This is a genomic window from Corynebacterium meridianum (assembly GCF_016342265.1).
GTDB classification, from domain to species: domain Bacteria; phylum Actinomycetota; class Actinomycetes; order Mycobacteriales; family Mycobacteriaceae; genus Corynebacterium; species Corynebacterium meridianum.
Genome location: NZ_JAEIOS010000009.1, coordinates 1 through 25,481, shown reverse-complemented (window position 1 = coordinate 25,481; position 25,481 = coordinate 1). Strand labels below are relative to the sequence as shown.

At 66.3% G+C, this 25,481-nt stretch carries 21 protein-coding genes; 18 read left to right on the top strand and 3 right to left on the bottom strand.

Annotated features, from left to right (window positions below; genetic code table 11):
- Positions 1 to 4 precede the first annotated feature (4 nt).
- Positions 5 to 1,702 carry a DUF2339 domain-containing protein gene (locus JDV75_RS00185; RefSeq protein ID WP_198737257.1) on the bottom strand — a complete coding sequence of 566 codons (1,698 nt, stop codon included), beginning with the start codon at positions 1,700 to 1,702 and terminating at the stop codon, positions 5 to 7.
- 983 nt (positions 1,703 to 2,685) lie between these two features.
- On the opposite strand from JDV75_RS00185, the gene JDV75_RS00180 reads away from it, so the two are divergent.
- From JDV75_RS00180 to JDV75_RS00145, 8 genes are all read left to right on the top strand, one after another.
- On the top strand, positions 2,686 to 3,528 hold the full coding sequence (locus JDV75_RS00180; protein ID WP_198737256.1) for a hypothetical protein: 843 nt from the start codon (positions 2,686 to 2,688) through the stop codon (positions 3,526 to 3,528).
- A gap of 519 nt (positions 3,529 to 4,047) precedes the next feature.
- On the top strand, positions 4,048 to 4,635 hold the full coding sequence (infC, locus tag JDV75_RS00175; protein ID WP_198737255.1) for a translation initiation factor IF-3: 588 nt from the start codon (positions 4,048 to 4,050) through the stop codon (positions 4,633 to 4,635).
- Positions 4,636 to 4,663: 28 nt separating this feature from the next.
- Positions 4,664 to 4,858, top strand: coding sequence for a 50S ribosomal protein L35 (rpmI, locus tag JDV75_RS00170; protein ID WP_198735771.1), 195 nt, complete (start codon positions 4,664 to 4,666; stop codon positions 4,856 to 4,858).
- 77 nt (positions 4,859 to 4,935) lie between these two features.
- A complete protein-coding gene (gene rplT, locus JDV75_RS00165) occupies positions 4,936 to 5,319 on the top strand; it encodes a 50S ribosomal protein L20 (RefSeq protein WP_198737254.1) in 384 nt (127 codons plus the stop codon).
- Between the two features lie 146 nt (positions 5,320 to 5,465).
- Entirely contained in the window at positions 5,466 to 6,278 is an 813-nt protein-coding gene (locus JDV75_RS00160) for a TrmH family RNA methyltransferase (RefSeq protein ID WP_198737253.1), read from the top strand.
- A gap of 185 nt (positions 6,279 to 6,463) precedes the next feature.
- Entirely contained in the window at positions 6,464 to 7,501 is a 1,038-nt protein-coding gene (gene pheS, locus JDV75_RS00155; protein WP_198737252.1) for a phenylalanine--tRNA ligase subunit alpha, read from the top strand.
- Between the two features lie 59 nt (positions 7,502 to 7,560).
- Positions 7,561 to 10,083: a phenylalanine--tRNA ligase subunit beta gene (pheT, locus tag JDV75_RS00150; protein ID WP_198737251.1), complete on the top strand. Its 2,523-nt coding sequence runs from the start codon at positions 7,561 to 7,563 to the stop codon at positions 10,081 to 10,083.
- A 147-nt stretch (positions 10,084 to 10,230) separates the two neighbouring features.
- Positions 10,231 to 11,358, top strand: a complete 1,128-nt coding sequence (locus JDV75_RS00145) for a PTS sugar transporter subunit IIC (protein WP_198737250.1) — start codon at positions 10,231 to 10,233, stop codon at positions 11,356 to 11,358.
- 46 nt (positions 11,359 to 11,404) lie between these two features.
- Here JDV75_RS00145 and JDV75_RS00140 read toward each other — a convergent pair whose 3' ends face one another.
- On the bottom strand, positions 11,405 to 12,700 hold the full coding sequence (locus JDV75_RS00140; RefSeq protein WP_198737249.1) for a hypothetical protein: 1,296 nt from the start codon (positions 12,698 to 12,700) through the stop codon (positions 11,405 to 11,407).
- A 201-nt stretch (positions 12,701 to 12,901) separates the two neighbouring features.
- Between JDV75_RS00140 and argC the strand changes: the two genes are divergently transcribed.
- The 8 genes from argC (at position 12,902) to argH (ending at position 22,164) form a co-directional block, all read left to right on the top strand.
- Positions 12,902 to 13,945 carry an N-acetyl-gamma-glutamyl-phosphate reductase gene (gene argC, locus JDV75_RS00135; RefSeq protein WP_198737248.1) on the top strand — a complete coding sequence of 348 codons (1,044 nt, stop codon included), beginning with the start codon at positions 12,902 to 12,904 and terminating at the stop codon, positions 13,943 to 13,945.
- A 54-nt stretch (positions 13,946 to 13,999) separates the two neighbouring features.
- Positions 14,000 to 15,172: a bifunctional glutamate N-acetyltransferase/amino-acid acetyltransferase ArgJ gene (gene argJ / locus JDV75_RS00130; RefSeq protein ID WP_198737247.1), complete on the top strand. Its 1,173-nt coding sequence runs from the start codon at positions 14,000 to 14,002 to the stop codon at positions 15,170 to 15,172.
- Between the two features lie 60 nt (positions 15,173 to 15,232).
- A complete protein-coding gene (gene argB, locus JDV75_RS00125) occupies positions 15,233 to 16,174 on the top strand; it encodes an acetylglutamate kinase (RefSeq protein WP_198737246.1) in 942 nt (313 codons plus the stop codon).
- Positions 16,171 to 17,412: an acetylornithine transaminase gene (locus JDV75_RS00120; protein WP_198737245.1), complete on the top strand. Its 1,242-nt coding sequence runs from the start codon at positions 16,171 to 16,173 to the stop codon at positions 17,410 to 17,412. Before argB ends, JDV75_RS00120 begins: the two co-directional genes overlap by 4 nt.
- Positions 17,413 to 17,419: 7 nt before the next feature.
- Complete coding sequence (argF, locus tag JDV75_RS00115; protein WP_198737244.1) at positions 17,420 to 18,391, top strand: ornithine carbamoyltransferase; 972 nt, start codon at positions 17,420 to 17,422, stop codon at positions 18,389 to 18,391.
- Positions 18,388 to 18,870, top strand: coding sequence for an arginine repressor (locus JDV75_RS00110; RefSeq protein WP_198737243.1), 483 nt, complete (start codon positions 18,388 to 18,390; stop codon positions 18,868 to 18,870). Before argF ends, JDV75_RS00110 begins: the two co-directional genes overlap by 4 nt.
- A gap of 482 nt (positions 18,871 to 19,352) precedes the next feature.
- On the top strand, positions 19,353 to 20,555 hold the full coding sequence (locus tag JDV75_RS00105) for an argininosuccinate synthase (protein ID WP_198737242.1): 1,203 nt from the start codon (positions 19,353 to 19,355) through the stop codon (positions 20,553 to 20,555).
- Positions 20,556 to 20,730: 175 nt separating this feature from the next.
- Positions 20,731 to 22,164 carry an argininosuccinate lyase gene (gene argH, locus JDV75_RS00100; RefSeq protein ID WP_198737241.1) on the top strand — a complete coding sequence of 478 codons (1,434 nt, stop codon included), beginning with the start codon at positions 20,731 to 20,733 and terminating at the stop codon, positions 22,162 to 22,164.
- Positions 22,165 to 22,206: 42 nt separating this feature from the next.
- Here the strand turns inward: argH and JDV75_RS00095 are convergent, their stop codons facing one another.
- Positions 22,207 to 23,373, bottom strand: a complete 1,167-nt coding sequence (locus JDV75_RS00095) for a pyridoxal phosphate-dependent aminotransferase (RefSeq protein WP_198737240.1) — start codon at positions 23,371 to 23,373, stop codon at positions 22,207 to 22,209.
- Between the two features lie 326 nt (positions 23,374 to 23,699).
- Between JDV75_RS00095 and JDV75_RS00090 the strand changes: the two genes are divergently transcribed.
- Entirely contained in the window at positions 23,700 to 23,879 is a 180-nt protein-coding gene (locus JDV75_RS00090) for a Trm112 family protein (RefSeq protein WP_198737239.1), read from the top strand.
- Between the two features lie 39 nt (positions 23,880 to 23,918).
- Positions 23,919 to 25,193 (top strand): tyrosine--tRNA ligase, encoded by a 1,275-nt coding sequence (gene tyrS, locus JDV75_RS00085; RefSeq protein WP_198737636.1) that lies wholly within the window; start codon positions 23,919 to 23,921, stop codon positions 25,191 to 25,193.
- Positions 25,194 to 25,481: the final 288 nt, after the last annotated feature.

Below are 25,481 nucleotides of genomic sequence, written 5' to 3'. Positions count from 1 at the left end.
GCCCTCACTCCCCGTTGTCCGGAGGCCGCGGGCTCGCGGTCGTCCCGTGTGTGGGTCCTTCCGATTCCGGGGAACTGTCCCCGGTAACGGGTGAGGGGGAGGGTTCACCGTTGTCCGCGGGCTTCGCGGCGGACTGGTCTCGTCTGGCGCGGAGAGCGGCTATCACCAGGAGAGCCGTGCCGGAGACCAGGAACGCCACGACCCGCATCATCCCGCCGATCGTGCTGAGATCGATGAAAATGAGCTTGACGACTCCGGCTACGGCGAGCAGGGCTCCGGAACTCAGGGATGCCTGTGCGCTGAGCCCGTTATTAGCGAGGAGCACGTAGGCTGCGAGGCCGATCCAGAGGATCGACACCGCCGCATGCCCGACGAAGAAACCGAGATCAACCTGGTTCACCATTTTCCCGACGTACGTGGCGACCGACACCACGCCCACCGCCGACAGGTGGAGCCCCGAAAGAGCGATCAGAACGCGGCCCGCGGGCGGCATATCGTCGAAATTCGCCCGGCTCAACAGGGCGGTCACGACGATGAGGATGAGAAGGAGTCCCTCGATCATCCGTTCCGGACGGAGAAGGAGATCGACGTTGCGGCCGAATACGGCCTGGCCCGTGGCCACCGTGAATAGGAGGGTCGACGCTATCCATGTGATCCAGGGGGTGTTTCCGGACTGCAGCCTGGGCAGAGCGACGACAGCAGCCAGGGTGACGGCGAGGAATACAGTCCGGTCATATGTCACGATTCCAGCCGCCGACCAGGATGTCGCCGATGCCAACAGTGTCAGGTCGATCAGGAAGAAGCTCAGTGGAATGGTTGTCGCACCAACCGTGACCAGTGTCGGAGCGACGAATGCCGCCGGAGAAAGACCATCGTCCGCTTGCGTCCTTCTCCTGATGGTGTATCCGATGACGACCAACGTGATGAGTGCGATGAGGAGGATCCAGGGGATGTAGGGCGTCGTGCCGGACACAAACAGAATTCTCGGGCTGCACGCTGCTATGAACAGCGCGGCGATCGGTGCCCAGACAGCGGCCAGCTTTTCCGATCCGGCCGAAGTCGGGACACGATCGACCACGACCACGACCACGAACAGCACAGCGATGAGCGTAGTCAGTGCGTAGTCGACGTCCGATACGAAGCTGTTCCCGCTGAACAGGATGCGGCCGGAGGCCGCGCCGGTGATAAGCAGGTACGACGCCGTTTGTCGGGAACCGGGACAGCCGCGACCGAAAGTGGAGATGAGCAGCATCAACGCGGGCATCGCCGCGGGCACGGTCCAACTCGTCGCGGACGTCCCGGTTGTCCCGAGGTCGAGATACAGGGTCATCTGAAACGCATGCCAGAGAACCATGAACACGGTTCCGAGGATTCCGACCGCGATCCCCGTGTGCACCATCCGCCACTGACGGAGGGCATAGAGGGAGAATCCGAGGAACACCATGCAGAGTATCGATCCGGCCCAATTCGGCAACCAGTAATAGTGGAACACGACGAATGCCGTCGTCGTCATGGCCGTGAGAAGTGCCGTGATCAGAAATGCGCTGACGACCGTCGTGGTGTTGCTGATCCGCTCGTCGAAGCGGTTGTTGACGACGACGGAGCCTGCGGCGAACAGTGCGGCCAGAATGTAGGCGAGAGCCACTCTGCCGACCGGTCCGAGGATCCCGCTCTGGACCGCGAGAACGACCAGCAGCGCCACACCTGCCAGGGTAATCAGCGCGCCGCCGATGGCCAGGAAACGGATGACCGCGTTCTCGGAGCGCCACCACGGTTCGAGGAGTACGGATCCCGGGAGTGGAACGCCGTTGAATCCGACATGGGGCCCTGCGGGGGCTCCCGGTTGTCGTTGCGGTGTGCCGGGGAGCGGTGGTTGTGGTCCCCGTGGGCGTGTGGGCGCGGCGGTGGGTTGTGGTTGTGCGCCCTGTGGTCGTTGGGGGTTGGGGGGCCACGGTTGTGCGCCGCGGGGGCGTGGAGGTGTGCCGGGCGGTAACGGTCGTGGTCGGCGTTGGCGTGGGGGCCCGCCGGCGGGTTGTGGTTGTGCGCCCTGTGGTCGTGGGGGGACCGGCGGCCACGATCGGAAACTCTGTTGTGCCGGTGGCTGCGACGGCTTCGGGGTCGGGTGATCTGACGCCGCGTGCCTGTCCGTGGAGTCGGAGGATTGCGCAGGAGGCTGGTTGATATCGTCCGGAGCTTCCTCGGGATCCGGCGACCGCGTGATCTCCACCGCAGCCGGTGGATGGTCGTCGTGCTGATCGCTTTCCCGGGTATCCGGAGCCTGAGTGTCCGCCGGCACGGCATCAGAAGCGGAGGCGGCGTCGTCCTCCAAAGCCCGATTGACCTTCAATCGGGCTTCGGACACAGCCTTTTCCAGGGCATTGAGGCTGTGGAGGGCTTCCTCTAGCTGTTTGCGGGAGGTCGGATCCGTTGACATAGTCCAGATCTTAGGCCCAATGAGTGGGTTTGTGACCCCCGTAAACAACTTCGTCACCCGGGGTAGGCCGAACACAACGGGCCAGGCAATCCGCACGAGGGTGCATGTCCGGGACCCGAGTTGCGGCGGGGCGGGGGATGAATGCGGGCAGTTTCGCACTATTCTTGGCACTGTGACGAATTGAGCCGTCGTTCCGGAAACCCGGGTCCTCCGGGTTTCTCGCGTCGGCATCCAACGAATGAGGTTCACCGGTGACTGAAGCGAACGGACGGAATACCCCCGACGACCACGGATCCGCGGCGTCCGGGCAGGGCCGTGGTCGGGAGGATCCGCGGACGGATGTTCCACCGGAGAGTGATGTGTTCGCGCATGATGCGTCCGCAGGCGCCGGGTGGTCCAGCGCCAGTTCGGATCCGACCCCGACCCAGCAGATGCCCCCCGTCGGATCGTCGGCGTCGGCCGCACGGACCTCACAGCGGATCACCGCGACGCAGCCGGGATCCGGGGAAAACGGTGGACGCCGGAAGATGACCGGGGTGGTGATCGGCTTTCTTCTCGTGATCATCATTGCTGTGCTGTCGGTGGTCGCCCTCGGTTTCACCGTCCTGGGGTGGGGCAGGTCCGGAAACACGGATACCGTCCCGCCCGGCGGGGAGCCGGTCGTGGTCGACACCACGGTCGTCACCTTGACGACGGAACCGGATGCCACCGAGGCGACTCGGACGCCGACCACCACCGGTTCGCGGGAGTCGACCTCGTCGACATCGGAGACGAAAACCCGGACCACGGAATCGACGACGAGCGCCACCAGCAAGACGACCCGAGCGAAACCGGAGTTCTCCGTGCCGGATGGTTCCCGGGGGTGTGGAGAATCAGGTCAATTCGGGGTCTATTCGGGAACCGACGTGACCAGTTGTGGTTTCGCGATGAATGTCGGGCGTCAGATCGCCGGGCAGGGGGGAAACGCGTCCCGGACAATCTCGGCGGTATCCCCGGTGACCGGCCAGAAGTACCGGATGCGATGCACCCCGAAGGGAGCGGGAGCCTGGGAATGTCGGGGAGGGGACAACGCTGTCGTCTATGTGGCCCCCTGAGCGAGCACGCTCCGGGGACACCGGGGCGACATGAGCTCGGATGATTTGAGGTGTCGCGCCGACCGTGATAAAGTTCGTGGCACTACCGCCCAGTGTGGGCTTCTCTAGTGTGTCCGTTGGACTTTCACACATTCTCCGTAACGATCGGGGATGGTCTGGGCCTGTCGGAGCTGCGGATGCAGTCCCGGGACGGTCCGGTTCCAGTCCCCGAAGCCATGATTTCATGGCTCTTTTCACGGCTTGTGTGGAGGGAATGACGGATTCGCCGGAAAGTGCACAGGGCCGCAAAGTGGAGGTCCCTCCCACCATACGCCGCCTGGCATCACCGTCAGGTTGGACATTGGTTGCCGCGTAGTTTCGATCCTCCGGGTCCATTCGGTGCAGCCGTGCCGTGGAGCTCAGTCTCCATCGGCTGCAGTTCCGAGTGGTTTCCGTGATTGGTCGAACTCGTGCCCGGATCTCCCGCCGTCGTCACTCAATGTGTCGGCAGCGGGTTTTCGTTTCTCCGGGTTCGGCGTGATGGAAGGGGACATTCAGGTTGCGGTGCGGTATCACGCATTATTCACTGCAACCCTAGGAGTACACATCAGCGCTGAAGCTCGCATCAATGAGCGAATTCGAGTCCCTGAGGTCCGTCTTGTCGGACCCGGTGGCGAGCAGGTCGGCATCGTCCGCATCGACGACGCCCGAAAGCTCGCGTATGACGCGGACCTGGATCTGGTCGAGGTCGCGCCCAACGCAAAGCCCCCGGTCTGCAAGATCATGGACTACGGCAAGTTCAAGTACGAGGCCGCGCAGAAGGCACGCGAGTCCCGGAAGAACCAGCAGCAGACTGTTGTCAAGGAGCAGAAGCTTCGTCCCAAGATCGACGACCACGATTACGAGACGAAGAAGGGTAATGTGGTCCGGTTCCTTGAAAAGGGTTCCAAGGTCAAGGTGACCATCATGTTCCGTGGCCGCGAGCAGTCCCGGCCGGAGCTCGGTTACCGGCTGCTGGATCGACTGGCACAGGACGTCGCCGAGTACGGTGTCGTCGAGACCAAGCCGAAGCAGGACGGCCGCAACATGACGATGGTCATCGGGCCGCTCCGCAAGGGCAAGAAGTAAACACACTAGCTTTTTAAGGACATCACTCATGAAGCAGAAGACCCACAAGGGCACCGCAAAGCGAATCAAGGTCTCCGGCTCCGGCAAGCTGCGCCGCGAGAAGGCCAACCGTCGCCACCTCCTCGAGGGAAAGCCCTCCACCCGGACCCGTCGCCTGAAGGGCACCACGGACGTCTCGAAGGCCGACACCAAGCGCGTCAAGCGTCTCCTCGGCCGGGCGTGACGTCGGGCCGCCGGTACCGGCGGTCTGCGTCCCCCTCCAAAGTAACTAACCCCCAAGATTCGTAAGGAAGTTTTACCGTGGCACGTGTCAAGCGGTCAGTGAACGCCAAGAAGAAGCGTCGCGTCATCCTCAATTCCGCCAAGGGCTACCGTGGACAGCGCTCGCGCCTGTACCGCAAGGCCAAGGAGCAGATGCTCCACTCGATGACCTACGCGTACCGCGATCGTCGCGCACGCAAGGGCCAGTTTCGCCGCCTGTGGATCCAGCGCATCAACGCCGCTGCCCGGATGAATGGCATCACCTACAACCGCCTCATCCAGGGCCTGCGGCTCGCTGAGATCGAGGTCGACCGCAAGATCCTCGCCGAGCTCGCCGTCAACGACTTTGGTGCATTCTCCGCGATCTGCGAGGCCGCGAAGGCCGCCCTCCCCGAGGACGTCAACGCCCCGAAGGCCGCCTAGGTCTGTTCACCGGAACACTCAGTGGTTGTTCCCCAAGCCGTCCCTCCTCCCGAAACGGAGGCAGGGGCGGTTTTTCACGTTCGGAGGTGGTTTCGGCCCGTCCCCGGTGGCAGGAGTACGCCGGTGCCGCTGCTAGGTTGGATCCCATGCACCTCGATTTCTCCGAACCAGCGACGGAACGCACCCCCCGTGTCGTCTCGGCCGTCAAACTCCACCGCAGTGCCGGACGGCGGAAGGCCGGGCTGTTCCTCGTCGAGGGGATCAACTGTGTCGAGGCCGCCGTCGGCCGCGGAACGGCCACCGACATCTTCGTCACCGAGTCCGCTGCGGGCCGGTTCGCCGCGCTGCTCAACACCGCGGCCTCCGCCGGGGTCTACATCCATCCGGTCACGGACAAGGCGGGACGGCAGTTGTCGGAGACCGTCACCCCGGCAGGTCTCGTGGCGGTGTGCCGGCCCGTACTGACGGGACTGGATGAGGCGCTCACCGCGAACCCCCGTCTCGTGGCCGTCCCGGTCGAGACATCCGAGCCGGGCAATGCGGGAACCGTGATTCGTGTCGCCGACGCCGTCGGCGCCGATTCGGTGATTTTCACCGGGGACACCGTCGACCCACAGAACGGGAAATCCGCTCGGGCCTCAGCCGGATCACTGTTCCACCTGCCCGTGGTGCGGCACCACGAGCACACCGATGTCATCGGAAGGCTGCGGGAACGCGGTCTCACGGTCATCGCCACAGCGGCGGACGGTGAACTCAGCCTCGACGACGCGGACCCGGTCCTCGCTGGTTCCACCGCGTGGCTCTTCGGTAACGAGGCACACGGACTACCCGAGGATCTGCTCGAGAACGCCGATCACCGTATCCACATCCCGATCCGGGGGCGAGCCGAGTCGCTGAACCTGGCGACCGCGGCGGCGATCTGCCTCTACGCGTCGGCACGGGCGCAGCACCGCCCCTGAGAAAAGCACCACGGATCCCCGTGACACGGTCCCCGTCACTCGAACGGGTAAGATCCTGCAGAGCACGGTGACCCGGATGATCCGGGGAGACCCGTGGGTGGGCGGCGCCGGAAACACCGCGGCCGCATCCCACCCACCGAATAACCGATCGACCCAACCGAGACCCAGAAGGAGTCAGAGCCCCGGTGACTGACAGCCAGCTGACCGAAGCCAGCCTCAATCAAGCGGCGGAGGAGGCACTCGCGGCTTTCGCCGCGGCCGACTCACTCGAGGAACTCGCCGTCATCCGGCGCTCCCATCTCGGTGACGACGCGCCCATTCCCCAGGCACGTCGTTCACTCGGATCGATTCCGAAGGAGCAGCGCAAGGACGCGGGGCGGCTCGTCAACATGGCCCGTGGGCGCGTGGAGAAGGCGTTCGCCGAAGCGAAGACCCGACTTGAGGAGAAGCGCAACGCCGAGGTGCTCGTCGCCGAACGTGTCGACGTGACGCTTCCCACCGGGCGGACCCAGCCGGGTGCGATGCACCCGATCACGACCCTGAGCGAACAGATCGCCGACATCTTCGTGGGCATGGGCTGGGAGATCGCGGACGGCCCCGAGGTGGAGGCCGAGTACTTCAATTTCGACTCCCTGAATTTCCTGCCCGACCATCCCGCCCGCACCCTGCAGGACACCTTCCACATCGCACCCGAGGGCTCCTCCCGGGTGCTGCGGACGCACACCTCACCGGTGCAGATGCGGACCATGCTTTCCCGCGAGGTACCGATCTACATCGCCTGCCCGGGCCGAGTGTTCCGCACCGATGAGCTCGACGCGACGCACACCCCCGTGTTCCACCAGATCGAGGGACTGGCCGTCGATCGCGGCCTGACCATGGCGCACCTCCGTGGGACGCTCGACCACCTCGCCCGGACCCTCTTCGGTCCCGACACCCGCACGCGGATGCGCGCGAACTACTTCCCCTTCACGGAGCCTTCAGCCGAGGTCGATGTCTGGTTCCCCAACAAGAAGGGCGGCGCAGGCTGGATCGAGTGGGGTGGCTGCGGCATGGTCAACCCCAACGTTCTGCGCGCCGCCGGTATCGATCCGGACGAGTTCACCGGATTCGCCTTCGGAATGGGGCTCGAGCGCACCCTCCAGTTCCGCAACGGACTGTCCGACATGCGTGACATGGTCGAGGGCGATATCCGCTTCACCCAACCGTTCGGCGTGCAGGTCTAGCCGCGTCACCGTTTCCGTTCCCTCTCACCATCGTCTTCAACCCCAGGAGAATCCCCCACATGCTCATCGCCAAGAACTGGGTCACCCGGCTGCTGCGTTCCGCCGACGGAACCCGGTCGGACTGGTCGGTCACCGACACCGAACTCGACAGCGGCTTCGTCCGCGTCGGTTTCGAGACCGAAGGCTTCTCCGCGATCCCGGAAACCACCGGTCCACTGGTCATCGGACGGGTCGAGTCGATCGAGGAGCTCACCGGATTCAAGAAGCCGATCAGGCACTGCCACGTCAACGTGGGCGACGCCAACGGGACCGGGGAACTGCAGTCGATCGTCTGCGGCGCCCGCAATTTCAGCGAGGGAGACCACGTCGTCGTGTCCCTTCCCGGATGCGTGCTTCCGGGGAACTTCGAGATCGCCGCGCGCGAGACCTACGGGCGGATGTCCGCAGGCATGATCTGTTCCGCCGCTGAACTCGGGCTCACCACCCAGCAGAACAAGGGCATCATCACCCTCCCCGACGACGTTGACCACGAGCTCGGTTCCGATGCGCGCGCCGTCATGGGACTGGATGACACGGTGTTCGACGTCAACGTGACGCCGGACCGTGGCTACGCACTTTCCGCGCGGGGGTTGGCCCGCGAGATAGCGAGCGCCTTCGGCCTAACGTTCAAGGATCCGGCGCACGAGCCGGGTGTGGCGGGCATCGACGTCTCGGTGCCCACGCCCGACGGTGAACTACTGACCGTCGATGTGCGTCCGGAGACGAAGGCCGTCCGGTTCGGACTCCGCCGGGTGACGGGAACCGCTGCCGGAGCCGAGTCGCCCCTGTGGATGCAGCGGGAGCTGATGCTCTGCGGCCAGCGTCCGGTGAATGCCGCCACCGATGTCACGAACTACGTGATGATGCTGTTCGGACAGCCGATGCACGCCTTCGACGTGGCCCGGATCACCGGAGACACGCTCGTCGTGCGCCGCGCGGAGAAGGGGGAGAAGCTCGACACCCTCGATGACGTGACGCGCACCCTCGACCCCGAGGATGTCGTCATCGCTGACGGATCGGGTGTGCTCTCGCTGGCGGGTGTCATGGGCGGAGCCTCCTCCGAGATCAGCGACGACACCTCCGACGTCTACCTGGAGGCCGCGAACTGGGATCCGATCACCGTCGCCCGGACCTCCCGCAGACACCGGTTGTCCAGTGAGGCCTCGCGCCGATTCGAGCGGGGGGTCGATCCCGCTCTCGTCGAGATCGCGCTCGACGTCGCGGCCCATCTGCTGGCCCGGATCGCCGGAGGCACCGTGGACTCCCGGCGGACCCTGGTCGGTGACGTCCCCGCCATGCCGACGGTACGGATGGACGTCAACCGCCCCGCGCGTATCGCTGGGATGGACATCAGCCACGACACCGTCATCTCCCGTCTCGAGGAGGTCGGATGTGTCGTCGACCGTGACGGTGACGTCCTCACGGTCACACCCCCGACGTGGCGCCCCGACATCACGATGGACGCGGACCTGGTGGAGGAGGTGCTGCGCCTTGAGGGGCTGGAGGACATTCCCTCCGTCGTCCCCACCGCCCCGGCCGGCCGCGGCCTGACACCCGCACAGCGGCGCCGCCGCGCGATCGGTCACGCCCTCGCGTACAACGGTTACACCGAGATCCTCCCGAGTCCGTTCACCGAGGCCGACGTCTTCGACGTCTGGGGGCTCGACGCGGACGATCCCAGGCGGCGGACCGTCGCGGTGCTCAACCCGCTCGAGGCCGACCGATCCGTACTCGGCACGACCCTGCTGCCGAACATGCTGGACGCCGTCCGGCGCAACGCCGCCAGGGGGCAGCGCGACGTCTCGCTCTACGGGGTCGAGCAGGTCACGGTCGCGGGGGAGATCGACCGGTCACCGATGCCCGACGTGCGGAGCCGTCCGTCGGATCAGGCTGTCGGGGAACTCCTCGCCTCGCTCCCCGCGCAGCCGCTGCACGTCGCCACCGTCGGTGCCGGGGACATCGAGGCCGCAGGCCCGCTGGGGTCCGCCCGCGCCTACACGTGGGCCGACTCGGTGGAGTCCGCCCGGGTTGTCGCCCGAGCGGCCGATGTCGAGCTCGAGGTCTCGGCCGCCGAACAGCTGCCGTGGCACCCCGGTAGGTGCGCCGCGTTGAGTGTCGACGGTACCGTCGTCGGGTACGCCGGGGAGCTGCACCCGCAGATCCTGGAGCGTGCGGGCCTGCCCGCGCGCACGTGCGCGATGGAGCTGGACGTCACGGCACTGCCGTTCGCGCCCTCGACACCGGCGCCGGTGCTGTCCCCGTTCCCGGCGCTGATGCAGGACATCGCGCTCGTCGTCGACGAGGACGTTCCGGCGGAGGATGTGCGCCGGACCCTGCTGTCGGCTGCGGGAGAGCTGATCGAGAGCGTCGAGCTCTTCGATGTCTACCGCTCGGAGAGCCTCGGCGAGAACCGGAAGTCGCTGGCGTTCGCGCTACGGTTCCGGGCCACCGACCGTACGCTGACCGACGACGAGTGCTCGGCGGCGCGGCTCGCCGCGGCCGACGCGGCGGGGCGGGAGCACGGCGCCACAATCCGCGCCTGATCCGCACCTGTTCCGACGGCCCGGCCCCCGCGATGGGGCCGGGCCGCCTTCTCGACCGGTGTGGGGGTATGTGTCAGGGGTGATGGCAAACTTGTCCGGTGTCCGGATAGTTCCGGTTTTACACCGAACTCACTAAAGTCACCTTCTGTGAACCGACTGATACGCAGATGGGCGTCCCTGTTCTTCATTGATGCACTGACCGGCATGGCCTTCGGGTTGTTCGCCACCCTCATCGTGGGAACGATCATGGTCCAGCTGGGCCGCTACGTTCCGGGGACCATCGGCGAGTTCCTCGTCGTCACCGGTTCCGTGGCCTCGGTGCTGACCGGATTCGGTATCGGCATCGGTGTCGCCCACCGGCTCTCGGCGTCGACCTTCGTCATCGCCGGTACCGGCGTCGCGGGCATGGTCGGTGCCCACGCCGGCAAGATTCTCGGGGGAGGGGTCGTCGACGGTCTGTCGTTCCAGCTCCTGGGACCGGGAGAGCCCCTCGGAGCGTTCATCGCCGCGTTCATCGCGGTCGAGTGCGGGTTGTTCGTGTCCGGGCGGACGCCCGTCGACATCCTCGTCACCCCGCTGGTGACCATCTGCTCGGGTTCGGCGGTCGGCCTGCTCATCGGCCCGACGATCTCGGAGTTCATGACGGCGCTGGGGGAGATGATCAACTGGTCCGCCCAGCGGCAGCCGTTCCTGATGGGCATCCTCGTCGCCGTGATAATGGGCATCTGCCTGACCCTGCCGATCTCGTCGGCGGCCCTCGGCATCATCCTCGGATTGTCGGGGCTGGCGGCGGGTGCCGCCACCGTGGGCTGCTGCTGCCAGATGGTCGGCTTCGCTGTCGCCAGCTGGCGGGAGAACCGCTGGGCGGGTCTGGTGTCCCAGGGGCTGGGCACCTCGATGCTCCAGATGCCGAACATCGTCCGGCGTCCGGTGATCTGGCTGCCGCCCATCATCGCCTCTGCGATCCTGGGGCCGATCGCCACGACCGTGTTCGCGATGGAGAACAACCCGGCCGGGTCGGGCATGGGGACTTCGGGCCTCGTCGGCCAGCTCATGACCTGGAGCGTCATGTCACCCGACCACGGTGCGGTGTCCCTCACGCTGATGATCCTCGGACTGAACATCGTCGGTCCCGCACTGGTGACGCTCCTGATCTCCGAGGCAATGAGACGGGCCGGCTGGATCCGTCCCGGCGACATGGCGCTCGAACGACCGGAGAAGACACGGGGAACCGCGAACTCGGAGGCCGTCGCGGCGGGGGTTCCGGCCTCCTGAGAACGCCCCGGCCGCCGGTTGTGGTGTCGCCGGCCAGGGCACCGATTCAGAGAATCTTCCTCAGGTCCTCGTCGAAATCCTCGAGAATCTTCTGCCCCACGTCCTCCCTGCTCTGTAGCTGGACCGCGCTTTCCACCGCCTCCTGTGTCATGAGGCCGGCTTTTTCGAGCGTCAGCTTGAGCAGCATCCTGGCCATCAGTTCCACGTTCCTGATATGGGCGTCGACGTCATCGTCGAACGCCGTGAGCGCGTCCAGCTTTCCGGAGAGATCCGTGCCGGTATCGTCGAGGATCCCGTCCGCCCGGTCCGCGGCTTCGCTCAGCGCCGCAGCGGCGTCGTAGAGGGCGTACTTCAGGTTCTCCCGGTAGACGACCACCTCCTGTGCCGCGTCGAACTCGATCGGGTCCGTCGCGGTGTTCTCCCAGGTTTCCAGGATGTCCGCTCCCTCGATCATGGAATCGGATATCGCACGCCACTTCTCCGGGTCCCTGTCGGCGAGAGCGAAGAAGTACTCCTTGGGCGGCCCCAGTTCGTCGGGATTCGGCGGCAGGATGGGGATGAGCGGTTCCCCTTCCGCTGTCGGGTAATCGGTGACGGGTTCGGCCGACAGATCTTTCGGCAGCATGCCGGCCTCCTCCATGGCGATGGTCCAGCCGTCCCTGGCTTGTTGCAGTCTCACCGCGGCATCCGCGAGGGGCAGCACGACGCGGTCGTCCAGAACCTTGTCGTAGTCCCGGAAGACGTGGGAGCAGGCCGGGATCCGTCTGGCTGCGGCGTCCTGTTCCGGTGGCAGATTACCCACCTCCGTGCTGAAGTCGTAGTAGATGCCCTTTATCTCCGGGTGGCCGGTGAGGAGTGGGAGGGCGTCCGACATCTGTGCCGGAGACGCGTCCGGGGAGACCATCGGCTCGATGCGGTCGAATCTCGATGCGAGGTCGTCGCCGGAGCGGGCGATGACCTCGTTCGCCGGTTCCGGCAGGGTCGAGGTGGCCGTCCGGAATGATGCGATGGCCCGCCTGAGGTCGCCCGCGATCACTTCCGGGGCGATCCCTTCCTCGGCCTTGAAATTGGTGAACTGGAGGTCGCCGTACCCCTGACAGACCGCGGTGACGTACTCACCGTCGGGAATCCGGGATCTCCACCGGAGTTCATCCTCGGTCGGCTGGCGGACCGGAGCCTCGATCGTGTCCGCGGCCCGGTGGCTCGGTGCCGGTGACACTTCGGTGCGGGCCGGCGGCTCGGGGGACGGATCTCCCCCACACGCGGTGAGGGTTCCCGCAGCCAGTACGGCGGACAGTGCGAGTCGGGGGAGTCTGCCGGTGGAGCGTCTTGAAGTGAACATGGTTTCCTCCGGGTGAGTGGTATCGCCGGTGCGGAGTGGTACAGGTTGATACCGAAGCTTATGCGGAGCTGCTACCGCCGATTCTAGGGTTCGCCACGCCGCAGGGGAGCGACTCCGTCCTATGCGGGGGGAACGGAGGTGACGGACACCGCTGCCGATGCATAATTTGCATAAGAGCGCATAAATGATATTGTGGCATCCATGTCAGTCACAGTTGCAGTCGCAGGTGCCAGCGGATACGCCGGAGGAGAAATTCTGAGGATCCTCCTCGGACATCCCGAATACCGGAACGGCGGGCTGCGGATCGGAGCGTTGACCGGTGCCTCCACCGCCGGGAGCACCGTCGGCGAGCTCATGCCCCACCTTCCCGAGCTCGCGGACCGGGTCATCGCACCGACGACCGCCGACGAACTGGCCGGACACGACGTCGTGTTCCTCGGCCTGCCCCACGGACACTCCGCGGCGATCGCCGACCAGCTCGGTCCCGACGTCGTGGTGATCGACTGCGCCGCCGACTTCCGGCTCGACGACGCCGGCGACTGGGAACGGTGGTACGGGTCGAAACATGCGGGCACCTGGCCCTACGGTATCCCGGAGATGCCGGGGAACAGGGAGCTGTTGCGGGGAACGAAGCGCGTCGCCGTGCCCGGTTGTTTCCCCACCGGAGCCACGCTGGCCCTGCTCCCGGCGGTCGCCGCCGGCCTCATCATCCCAGACGTCGCGATCGTCTCCGTCACCGGCGTCTCCGGCGGCGGAAAGAAGGCCTCCGTCGGACTGCTCGGCAGCGAGACCATGGGATCGCTGAAGGCCTACAACACCGCCGGAAGGCACCGGCACACCCCGGAGATCGCACGGAATCTCCGCCTTCACAGTCAGTCCCCGGTCACGGTGTCCTTCACCCCGGTCCTCGCACCACTTCCCCGCGGTATCCTCACCACGGCGTCAGCCCCGCTGGCCGAGGGGGGCACGGCCGCGGACGCACGTGCCGCCTACCGGGACGCCTACGCCGACGAGCCCTTCGTCCAGCTGCTGCCGGAGGGGACCCAGCCCCAGACACAGAACGTGCTGGGCTCGAACATGTGCCAGGTCCAGGTCGAGGTCGACGATGATGCGGGTCGCCTGCTGGTCACCAGCGCCATCGACAACCTGACCAAGGGCACCGCCGGGGCCGCGGTCCAGTGCATGAACCTCGCGCTCGGGCTGGACGAGACCGCGGGACTGTCCCGATGCGGGGTGGCACCCTGATCCGCCGCAGCCGTACCGTCATCCCACCGATCACCAACGTCCAGGAAGTACCCAATGTCTGACACCGGAATCACCGCCCCCGAGGGCTTCGCAGCCGCCGCCACGACCGCCGGAATCAAGGCGTCGGGTAAACCCGACATGGCCCTCGTCGTCAACGAGGGCCCCGACCTCACGGCGGCGGCCCTGTTCACCCGGAACCGGATCGTCGCCGCACCGGTGAAGATCAGCCGCGCCAACATCGCCGACGGTCGCCTCAAGGCCGTCGTCTACAACTCCGGCAACGCCAACGCCTGCAACGGATCCAGGGGAGAAGCCGACGCGACGGCGACGATCGAACGCGTCGCGGAGTCGCTGGGGGTCGAACCGGGGGACGTCGCGGCCTGCTCCACCGGGCTCATCGGGGAACCGCTGCCGATGGGCGTCGTGCTCGCCGGCGTGGCCAAACTCGTCGATGGACTCACAGTGAACGACGGTGACAACGGTCGGGCCGCCGCCGAGGCGATCATGACCACCGACACCATCGTCAAGGAGTCGGTCGCCCACGGTGCCGGATACACGGTCGGCGGAATGGCCAAGGGTGTGGGCATGATGGCTCCCTCTCTTGCGACGATGCTCGTCTGCCTGACCACCGACGCGGCGGTCACCCCCGAGATGGCCGACACCGCACTGCGCGCCGCGACCGCGGTGACGTTCGACTGCCTGGACATCGATGGCTCGACCTCCACCAACGACACCGTCATCCTCCTGGCTTCCGGGGCCTCCGGAGTCACGCCGGAGCAGGAGGATCTCAACGAGGTTGTCCTGCGGGTGTGCACGGACCTGTCCAAGCAGCTCCAGTCGGATGCGGAGGGCGTCACCAAGCGCGTCGCCGTCACCGTCACCGGCACCACGGACGACACCCAGGCCGCCAACGCGGCCCGCACCCTCTGCCGCGATCCGCTGTTCAAGTGCGCGATGTTCGGCTCGGATCCCAACTGGGGCAGAGTGCTCGCCGCCGTCGGCATGGCGGACGCCGACATGGACCCCGAACACATCTCCGTCCACTTCAACGGTCAACCTGTCTGCCTTGATTCGTGTGGTGCGCCCGGCGCCCGTGACGTCGATCTCTCCGGTCGCGACATCGACGTCACCGTGGATCTCGGGACCGGCGGCCCCGGCACCGCGACACTGCGCACCACCGACCTGTCCCACGCCTACGTCGAGATCAACTCCGCGTACTCCACCTAGAAGGTCTCCGCCCACCGGCACCGAGACCCCTCCACGAGACCCCAGAAACCGGGACGAGACATGAACGACATGCTGAAGGACATCACACCCGAGGTACGGGCCAACGTGCTCGCCGAGGCGCTGCCCTGGCTCAAACACTTCCGCGACAAGATCGTCGTGGTCAAGTACGGCGGAAACGCCATGGTCGATGAGGAGCTCCGCGCGGCCTTCGCCGCCGACATGGTCTTTCTCCGGACCGTCGGCGCGAAACCCGTCGTCGTCCACGGTGGCGGCCCGCAGATCAACGCCATGCTGCAGAAGCTCGGTATGGAGGGGGAGTTCCGCGGCGGATTCCGGGTCACCACCCCCGAGGTGATGGAGATCGTCCGCATGGTGCTGTTCGGTCAGGTCGGCCGGGATCTCGTCGGCCTGATCAACTGCCACGGCCCCTACGCGGTCGGCTGCTCGGGTGAGGACGCCGGACTGTTCACCGCGGAGCGCCGCCTCGTCGAGGTCGGAGGCGAACTCACCGACATCGGTCTTGTCGGTGACATCACCCACGTCGACGCCTCCTCACTCATGGACATCATCGACGCCGGCCGGATCCCGGTGGTCTCCACGATCGCCCCGGACGAGGAGGGGCAGGTCCACAACATCAACGCAGACACCGCCGCGGGGGCGCTCGCCAGCGCCATCGGGGCGGAACGCCTGATCATCCTGACCAACGTCCCGGGTCTCTACACCGACTGGCCCGACACCTCATCGATGGTCAGCAAGATCTCCGTCGGCGACCTCTCCGACCTCCTCCCGTCGCTCGACGCCGGCATGATCCCCAAGATGGAGTCCTGCCTCAACGCGGTCCGCCAGGGCGTCCACGCCGCCCACGTAATCGACGGTCGCGTCGCGCACTCCGTGCTCCTCGAGCTGCTGACCGAGGGCGGAATCGGCACAATGGTCCTGCCGGACACCTACGACCGCGACGACTACCCAGCCCCCACCGAATTCCAGAAGGTCAAGCCATGAATCAACCCCGGACGGACAACTACGACGCCCTCGGCCGGTGGCCCGGTGCGCTGATGAACACCTACGCCCCTGCGCTCGATCTCGTCTCGGGTGACGGTGCGGAGGTCACCGCCGCCGACGGGACCGTCTACCTCGACCTGCTCGCCGGTATCGCGGTGAACTCCCTCGGACACGCGCACCCGGCCGTGATCGGGGCCGTCGAACAGCAGATCCGCCGGTTCGCCCACGTGTCCAACCTCTTCGCGTCCCGGCCGGTGGTCGAGGTGGCGGAGAAGCTCAAGGAACGTTTCGCACACGGTGACGCGGTGGTCGCGGAGTCGACCCGCGTGTTCTTCTGCAACTCCGGCGCCGAGGCGAACGAGGCCGCCTTCAAGCTCGCCCGACTGACCGGGAAGCGGCGGGTGCTGGCGGCGGAGCACGGATTCCACGGCCGGACCATGGGATCGCTGGCGCTGACCGGTCAGCCGGACAAGCGCACTGCCTTCGAACCCCTTCCCGGAGGCGTGGAGTTCTTCCCCTACGGGGACATCGACTACCTGCGGAAGCTCGTCGGCGTTAACCCGACGGACACCGCGGCGATCATCCTCGAACCGATCCAGGGCGAGACGGGCGTGATCCCCGCCCCGGACGGCTATCTCGCCGCGGTGCGGGAACTCTGCGACGAGCACGGCATCCTGTTCATCGTCGACGAGGTGCAGACGGGTGTCGGCCGGACCGGGGACTTCTTCGCCCACGCCCACGAGGGCATCCTGCCCGATGTCGTCACCATGGCCAAGGGGCTGGGCGCGGGACTGCCCATCGGGGCCTGCCTCGCCCACGGCCGTGCGGCATCCCTGTTCGGCGTGGGCAGTCACGGCACGACCTTCGGTGGAAACCCCGTCGCCTGTGCCGCGGCACTAGCGGTACTGGACACGATCGACGAGGACTTCATCGCCGATGTCCGTGCCAAGGGGGAACACTTCACGGCTGCGATGAAGGCCGTCGACGGTGTCGACGAGGTCCGGGGACGCGGCCTCATGCTGGGCCTCGTCCTCGACGAACCGGTGGCGAAGAAGGCGGTCACGGTCGGACTCGGGCACGGGCTGATCCTCAACGCCCCGTCGGACAGCGTCATCCGCATCACCCCGCCGCTTGTGATCACCACGGAGCAGCTCGACGACGCGGCACGGCGCATCGGCGCCGTTCTCGCCGAGACCCGGGCACAGGCCCGGACAGCCACGCAGAACAACGAAGGGTAGGAGACACATGACCACCACACCGAACGTCCGGCACTTCCTCGCCGACGATGACCTCACCCCGGCCGAGCAGGCGGAGGTCCTCACCCTCGCCGCCGAGCTCAAGGCCGACCCGTACTCACGCAAGCCGCTGGCCGGTCCGCAGTCCGTCGCCGTGCTCTTCGACAAGACCTCGACCCGCACCCGCTTCTCCTTCGACGCCGGTATCGCCGCGCTCGGCGGTAACGCCATCGTCGCCGTGGCCGACAAGACGCAGATGGGGAAGGGGGAGACCTACCAGGACACCGGAGCGGTGCTCTCCAGATTCGTCTCCATGATCGTGTGGCGCACCTACGCCCACGACAGCCTGCTCGCCATGGCGGAGACCGCGACGGTCCCGATCGTCAACGGGCTCTCCGACGACCTGCACCCGTGCCAGATCCTCGCGGACCTCCAGACCTGCATCGAGAAACTCGCGCCCGAACAGGGGCCCGCCGGTATCCGCGGCAGGAGCGCCGTGTACATCGGGGACGGGGCCAACAACATGGCGAACTCCTACCTGATCGGTTTCGCGACGGCCGGGGTGAACATGACGATCGTCGCGCCCGAGGGCTTCCAGCCCGATGAGTGCTTCGTCGATCGTGCACGCGCCATCGGGGAGGAGACCGGTGCCCGGATCACCGTCACCGACAGTCTCGACGGGGTGGACGGTGCGGACATCGTCATCACGGACACCTGGGTGTCCATGGGGCAGGAGAACGACGGCATCGACCGCGTCGCGGTGTTCCGCCCCTACCAGGTCGATGACGCCGTGATGGCCCGGGCCGCCGCCGACGCGATCTTCCTCCACTGTCTGCCCGCCTACCGGGGAAATGAGGTCACCGCCGAGGTCATCGACGGACCGCAGTCCGTGGTGTTCGACGAGGCGGAGAACCGCCTGCACGCCCAGAAGGCCCTGATGGTGTGGCTGCTGGAGCACCAGCCCGGCGGTGCGGCACGATGAGTCGGCCCGCACCGGTGACCCGCGCCGCGAGACAGGGGCGGATCGTGGAGATCCTGGAGAAGTACCGGGTATCCTCCCAGGTCCAGCTCTCCGAGTTGTTGCTCGACGAGGGCATTGACATCACCCAGGCGACACTGTCCCGTGATCTCGATGAGCTCGGTGCGAAGAAGGTCCGGCCCGACGGAGGACGGGCGTTCTACACCATCGGCCCCGCTGAGGCACCGCTCACGGAGCAGATGCGGGGGCCGGCGGAGAAGCTCCGCCGGATGCTCGATGATCTCCTCGTGAGCGTCGACGCCTCTGGGAACACCGCCGTGCTGCGCACCCCGCCGGGTGCCGCCCAGTACCTGGCGAGCTTCATCGACCGCGTCCAGATGGACGAGGTCGTGGGCTGCATCGCGGGGGACGACACGATCTTCGTCATCGCCCGCGAACCCCTCACGGGCAAGCAGCTCGGCGAGATGTTCGAGCGACGCTGACCCTGCCGGCGTGTCCCGGGTGCGGGATCCGGGGTTCGGAACCGACATTCCGGCGGACGTCGATCCGTGCGGAATAGGTGAAGGGCGGCCCGTCCCTCCGGGCGATCCCGTGTGTGGACGGCGAAGTCCCCGGTCTCCGTTTCCCGCAGACGCCCCGGACATCACCGCGGCGCGCGTGGTGCGTTCCCCGCGGGTGGGGTACGCCGGCCGACAGTCCGCCGACGGTGCACCACAACTCGTGTTGCCCCGTCGCATAAGGCAACGGAACGGACAGAGTATGCATAATTTGCATTTGAATGAATAAACCATCTAGAGTTGCGGTTGTCGGGCAGCGGCGTCCGGTTTTCACGCACCGGCACCTGCTGCACCCGCACCATCCGCACTGTTAGTGTGTGGTGCACACATGAGTTACCCGGAGGCATCGTGATTGCCGCTGGTAGAACCCGAAATATGAACGATGAAGCACCTCTCAAGGAGAAGACATGACTGATCGCGTAGTTCTCGCCTATTCAGGCGGCCTCGACACCTCGGTGGCCATCCCGTACCTGGCCAAGATGACCGGCGGTGAGGTCGTGGCCGTGGCACTCGACCTCGGCCAGGGCGGCGAGGACATGGAGAGCGTGCGTCAGCGTGCCCTCGACTGCGGCGCCGTGGAGGCGGTCGTCGTCGACGCCAAGGACGAGTTCGCCGAGGAGTACTGCCTGCCGACCATCAAGGCCAACGGCATGTACATGAAGCAGTACCCGCTAGTCTCCGCGATCTCCCGCCCGCTGATCGTCAAGCACCTCGTCGAGGCCGCCGAGGAGCACGGCGGAACCCACGTCGCCCACGGCTGCACCGGTAAGGGCAACGACCAGGTCCGTTTCGAGGTCGGCTTCGCCGACATGAACCCCGACCTGAAGATCATCGCCCCCGCACGGGACTTCGCCTGGACCCGGGACAAGGCGATCGCCTTCGCCGAGGAGATCAACCTCCCGATCGAACAGTCCACCAAGTCGCCGTTCTCCATCGACCAGAACGTCTGGGGCCGTGCCGTCGAGACCGGCTTCCTCGAGGATCTCTGGAACCCGCCGACGAAGGATCTCTACGCCTACACCGAGGATCCGGCGATGGGCAACGCGCCCGACGAACTCATCATCTCCTTCGAGAACGGTGTCCCGGTCGCCATCGACGGTAGGAAGATCTCCGTCCTGGAGGCCATCGAGGAACTGAACCGCCGTGGTGGAGCCCAGGGCGTCGGCCGGCTCGACATGGTGGAGGACCGGCTCGTCGGCATCAAGTCCCGCGAGGTCTACGAGGCTCCCGGTGCGACGGTCCTCATCACCGCCCACCAGGCCCTCGAGGACGTCACCGTCGAGCGGGAACTCGCCCGCTACAAGCGGCTCATCGACGCCCGCTGGTCCGAGGAGGTCTACGACGGTCTCTGGTTCGCCCCGCTGAAGCGCTCTCTCGACGCCTTCATCGAGTCCACCCAGGAGAACGTCACCGGTGACATCCGGGTGGTCCTGCACGGAGGCCGGGTGACCGTCAACGGTCGCCGCTCCGAGTCGAGCCTCTACGACTTCAACCTCGCCACCTACGACACGGGCGACACCTTCGATCAGACCCTCGCCCGTGGCTTCGTCGAGCTGCACGGCCTTTCCTCGAAGATCGCCTGCCGCCGCGACCGTGAGGCCGGCAAGTAGAATCCACGGTCATGCACGCGCCCTTCCACCGATGACGTCACCCGAACCGGGCACGGCGCCATCGGTGGAGGGGTTTTCGCCGTGACCGATGACTCCGTGCGCCACCGCGCGACGACGCAGCACACCAGAAGAGAACCGAAGAAGTAAGCCACTCCCGAAGGAGCCGACGATAACCGTGGAACAGCACAAGACAAACGAGGGTGCCCTCTGGGGCGGCCGTTTCTCCGGAGGTCCGTCCGAGGCGATGTTCGCACTGAGCGTGTCCACCCACTTCGACTGGGTGCTCGCCCCCTATGACGTGCTGGCCAGCAAGGCCCACGCGAAGGTCCTGAACTCCGCGGGCCTCCTGTCGGACGCCGATCTGGAGACGATGCTCGTCGGCCTCGACGAGCTGGGGGAGAAGGTCGCCTCCGGTGAGTTCGGCCCCGAGCCCACCGACGAAGACGTTCACGGTGCCATGGAACGGGGACTCATCGACATCGTCGGCCCGGAGGTCGGCGGACGGCTCCGTGCCGGTCGTTCGCGCAACGACCAGGTTGCGACGCTGTTCCGCATGTGGGTCCGGGACGCCGTCCGGGACATCGCCCTCGGCGTCACCGATCTCGTCGACGCTCTCGTGGGCCAGGCCGAGGTGCACCCTGACGCCATCATGCCGGGCAAGACACACTCGCAGGCCGCACAGCCCGTGCTCCTCGCCCACCAGCTGCTCGCCCACGCGCAGCCCCTGCTCCGCGACGTCGACCGCATCCGGGACCTGGACAAGCGTCTCGCGGTCTCGCCCTACGGCTCCGGTGCCCTCGCCGGGTCCTCCCTCACCCTCAACCCCGAGGTGATCGCCGAGGAACTCGGCTTCGACTCGGCGGCGGACAACTCCATCGACGGCACCTCCTCCCGCGATTTCGCCTCCGAGACGGCGTTCGTGCTCGCGCAGATCTCCGTCGACATGTCCCGGTTGGCGGAGGAGATCATCTACTGGTGCACCCCCGAGTACGGCTACGTCACGCTCGACGACGCCTGGTCCACCGGCTCGTCGATCATGCCGCAGAAGAAGAACCCGGACGTCGCCGAGCTGACCCGGGGCAAGACCGGTCGTCTCATCGGTAACCTCACCGGACTGATGGCGACGCTCAAGGCGCAGCCGCTCGCCTACAACCGTGACCTGCAGGAGGACAAGGAGCCCATCGTCGACTCCGTCGCGCAGCTCAATCTCCTGCTGCCGGCGATGACGGGTCTCGTCTCCACCCTCACGTTCCACCCGGAGCGGATGGCGGAGCTGGCTCCCGCGGGGTTCACCCTCGCAACCGACCTGGCCGAGTGGATGGTCCGCCAAGGGGTTCCGTTCCGTGAGGCCCACGAGGCGTCCGGAGCCTGCGTCCGGATCGCCGAGTCCCGCGGTGTCGGCCTGGACGAACTGACCGACGACGAACTCTCCGGTGTCGATCCGCGTCTCACCCCCGAGGTCCGGGAGGTTCTCACCGTGGAGGGTGCCGTCGCTTCGCGCGCGACCCGTGGCGGCACCGCCGGTGTCCGCGTCGCCGAACAGCGCGGCCGGGTCGCGGACCGGTCCGCGGAGTTCCGCACCTGGGCGCAGACCCCGGTCCGCGGCTAGGTTGACGGGGCGGACGGAGCCAGCCGGGCATCGTCGTCCACGTCAGGCGAGGCGTGCGATGGCGTCCCGGATGAGCTCCTCACGCTTGCAGAACGCGAAGCGGACCAGTGGCTCTAGGTGCCCGGCGTTCCCGCTCGTGGCGAACGCGGACACCGGGATCCCCACCACGCCGCGGTCGATGAGGTCTCCCGTGCAGAATTCCGCGGCATCGGTGACACCGAACGGTGTGGCGTCCGCGATGACGAAATAGCCCCCGGCGCAGGCCTTGACATCGAACCCGGCACGGTCGAGCCCGTCCATGAGCAGATCCCGGCGTCGCTGCATGTCGTCCCGGAGATCCGCGATCCAGGCTCGCTCGTTGACCAGAGCGTGGGCCACCGCCGGCTGGACATGACCGACCCCGACGAAGGTCAGGAACTGCTTCGCCTTCGTCACCGCGTCGATAAGCTCTGGTGTGGACATCGCCCAGCCGGTCTTCCACCCGGTGATATTCAGGCACTTGGCCGCGGACGAGACCGTCACGGTGCGTTCCCTCATCCCGGGTAGCAGTGCGATCGGGGAGTGCCTGCGACCGTCGTAGAGCAGCTTCTCGTAGACCTCGTCGGACAGAACCACCAGGTCGTTTCGTCGTGCCAGATCAGCGATGGTCTCCAGATCCTGATCCCCGAAGACGTGCCCGGTCGGATTGTGCGGAGTGTTGATGATGATCATCGAGGTAGTGGAACTCACCGCTGCGCCCAATGCGTCGTGGTCCAGGCTCCATCCCGAATCTGATGCGGAATCGAGGATCAGCGGGACGGGTACGAGCTCCGCACCCGCGAGCGCGACCGCTGCGGCATATGCGTCGTAATAGGGTTCGATGACGATCACCTCGCTTCCCGGCTCCACCAGGGCGAGGACCGTCGCTGAAATGGCCTCCGTGGCACCGACGGTGATCAGTACCTCGGTATCCGGGTCAAGGCTGTGGCCGTAACTCTCATTCCGGTCCGTGGCGACCGCGGCGCGCAGTCCGGCGAAACCGCGTCCGGGAGGATACTGGTTGTTCCCGGTGCGAATCTGGCGGACGGCCTCGTCGAGCATTGACTGAGGCCCGTCCTCATCCGGAAAACCCTGACCGAGATTCACCGCGTCCTTCTCGACGGCGAGGTTGGTCATCGTGGCGAAGATGGTTTCGGGGAACTGGTCGAGTCGGGATACGAGGCGTGACATGAGCGCCGAGTTTAGTCCCCAGCTGACTGTCGGTGGGGTCGGTCCCGGAGCATTGCCCGCGGGACCGTCCCGGTGTCGCATCGGCGCGGTCGTGGAGCCGATTGTCTCACCTCCCCCGGGGAACACGGTGACCTGCCGGAAGTCGCCGCTCATCCTTGGAGCTGCCTGTTTCTCGGTCGCCCGACCCTCATCGACCTCACCCGGTGCCGGTTCCCATCCGTCTGGTCGTCGCCCGTGGTGTGGTACCGCGGCCCGGTCAGCCCGGTCCGGAGAACTCACCGGGGTGCAGGGGCCGGCCGGTTGTGCGCCGGGTAAGATCGGTGGGCATGAGTATCGATCCACAGTTGCTTGATGTGCTCGCGTGTCCGAGGGACAAGGGGCCACTGGAGTATCTCGAGGACGACCAGGTGCTCGTCAACCGGAGGCTCGGTCTCGCCTATCGCATAGATGACGACATCCCCGTGCTCCTGATCGACGAGGCAGTCTCCTGGCCGTCCGCCGACTGACCCCACACCCTTCCGAGCAGTCTTTCAACGAATGAGGAACTGACGATGAACATCATTGACGAACTGAGTTGGCGTGGCCTGATCAACCAGTCCACCGACCTCGACAAACTCCGCGAGGAAACCCGTTCCCCGATCTCCCTCTACTGTGGCTTCGATCCGACCGGCCCCTCCCTCCACGCCGGTCACCTCGTCCCGCTTCTTCTCCTGCGCCGTTTCCAGCGGGCCGGCCACCGTCCCGTCGCCCTCGCAGGTGGTGCCACGGGCATGATCGGCGATCCCCGCGACGTCGGAGAGCGCTCCATGCTCACCGAGGAGGCGGTGGCGGAAAACCTCGGGCGTATCCAGAACCAGCTCGCCCGTTTCGTCGACTTCGAGGGCGACAACGCCGCGGTCATGGTCAACAACTCCGAGTGGACCAAGAACCTGAGCGTCATCGATTTCCTCCGGGACGTGGGCAAGCACTTCTCCCTGAACACCATGCTGAACCGCGACACGGTCAAGCGGCGTCTCGACTCGGACGGCATCTCCTACACCGAGTTCTCCTACATGCTCCTGCAGGCCAACGACTACGTGCAGCTCAACCGCAGTCACGGATGTGTCCTGCAGATCGGCGGCGGGGACCAGTGGGGAAACATCGTCTCCGGGGTCGACCTCAACCGTCGCGTCAACGGCGTCACCGTCCACGCGTTGACCGTTCCCCTGGTCACCGACAGCGAGGGCAACAAGTTCGGTAAGTCCACCGGCGGTGGGAAGCTGTGGCTGGATCCCGAGATGACCAGCCCCTACAGCTGGTACCAGTACTTCTTCAACACCAATGACGCCGATGTGATCAAGTTCCTTCGCTGGTTCACGTTCCTCGACAAGGAGGAACTCGACGCCCTCGAGGTCGAGGTGGGCGAACGTCCGCACAAGCGCGAGGCCCAGCGCCGACTCGCCCGCGAGATGACGACCCTCGTCCACGGAGCCGACGCGACCGAGGCCGTCGAACTGGCGGCGCGGGCATTGTTCGGGCGCGCCGAACTCGCCGACCTCGACGAGCGCACGCTCGAGGGGGCGGTCTCCGAGACCGCGGTCGCGGAAGTTGCCGCGGGGGAACCGCGTACGATCATCGATCTCCTCGTCGCCACCGGACTCGCGGAGTCCAGGGGAGCGGCCCGCCGTGCCGTCAAGGAAGGAGGGGCCTACGCGAACAACGTCCGGATTTCGGACGAGGAGTGGCAGCCCACCGAGCAGGATCTCCTCCACGGGAGCTGGCTCGTCCTCCGCCGGGGAAAGAAGAACTTCGCGGGTGCCCACTTCGCGGGCACCGCTTAACCGGTCATTCACCTCACTCACGCGACTCCCGTGCCGCACCGGAAACCGGTGGGGCACGGGTTTCATTTTTCCGACGGGTCGCCGCTTCCCGGATCGGGTGGTTGAGTAAAAAGACGTGAAGCGGCGTCGTCGGTTTCCGGTAAAGCGGCTTTTTCCTGGGGTTTTGCGTGTGTGGTGGGGTGTGTGTAGATTGATGCGAGTCAGCGCGGCCGGCGGGTTTGTTTGGTTGGTCGGGTTGGTGGTTTGAGTCTGGTTGTGGCCTCGGGTTGACATGATTCGTGGGTGTGG